Annotated in this window: 1 protein-coding gene; it reads right to left on the bottom strand. The window is 64.3% G+C overall.

The annotated features are described in order from the left end of the window. Positions 1-1,187 (bottom strand): carbon starvation CstA family protein (locus ACQKPE_RS26540; protein ID WP_427669650.1); only part of this gene is annotated, 1,187 nt, incomplete at both ends.

Here is a 1,187-nt window from a genome sequence, read left to right as displayed (position 1 = left end):
TACCAGAAGGCCATGGTGTTCTCACCCGGCAGCACCTGGTGCAGGATCTGCGCGATACCTACCGCCAGGGTCGGTGCACCACCGGCACGGGCCAGGATGGTGTGCTCGCCGATGTCACGGGCGGTCGCTTCCAGCTGCTCAGGGGTGATGGTGAAGCCCCAGCTGCTGACGGTGTTGGCCACCGACACCACGTCGGAGCCGACGATCGCCGCCGGGCTGTTCATGGCGAAGTACACGCCTGGCTCGATCACCGAAGCGGCGACCATGGCCATGATGGCGACGAACGACTCCATCAGCATGCCGCCGTAGCCGATGTAGCGGGCGTTGACTTCGTTGTCCAAGAGCTTCGGCGTGGTCCCCGACGAGATCAGCGCGTGGAAGCCGGACACCGCGCCGCAGGCGATGGTGATGAACAGGAACGGGAACAGGGTGCCCTTCCACACCGGGCCGGTGCCGTCGGTGAACTGGGTCAGCGCCGGCATTTTCAGCTCAGGGGCGAGGATCAGGATACCGATGGCCAGGCCGACGATGGTGCCGATCTTCAGGAAGGTCGAGAGGTAGTCACGCGGCGCCAGTACCAGCCACACCGGGAGTACCGCGGCGACGAAGCCGTAGCCCACCAGCATCCAGGTGATCTGCACACCGGTGAAGGTGAACGCCGGGCCCCAGACCGGATCGGCCGCGACCAGGCCACCGGCCCAGATCGACAGCAGCAGCAACACCACGCCGATGATCGAGATCTCGCCAATGCGGCCTGGGCGGATGTAGCGCATGTAGATGCCCATGAACATCGCGATCGGGATGGTCGCGATCACCGTGAACATGCCCCATGGGCTTTCGGCCAGGGCCTTGACCACGATCAGCGCCAGCACCGCGAGGATGATGATCATGATCAGGAAGCAGCCGAACAAGGCGATGGTGCCCGGGATGCGGCCCATTTCCTCACGCACCATGTCGCCCAGCGAGCGGCCGTTACGACGGGTGGAAAGGAACAGGATCATGAAGTCCTGCACCGCACCAGCCAATACCACACCGGCGATCAGCCACAGCGTGCCGGGCAAGTAGCCCATCTGTGCAGCCAAAACCGGACCGACCAGAGGGCCGGCGCCTGCGATGGCAGCGAAGTGGTGACCGAAGAGGATGTGCTTGTTGGTCGGGACGTAGTCCAGGCCATCGTTGTTGAGTAC

Source organism: Pseudomonas sp. NPDC089554, from assembly GCF_050280645.1.
In the GTDB taxonomy this organism is placed as follows: Bacteria; Pseudomonadota; Gammaproteobacteria; order Pseudomonadales; family Pseudomonadaceae; genus Aquipseudomonas.
The sequence above is the reverse complement of the archived record's forward strand: the minus strand, read 5'-3'. Positions and strand labels throughout refer to the sequence as shown.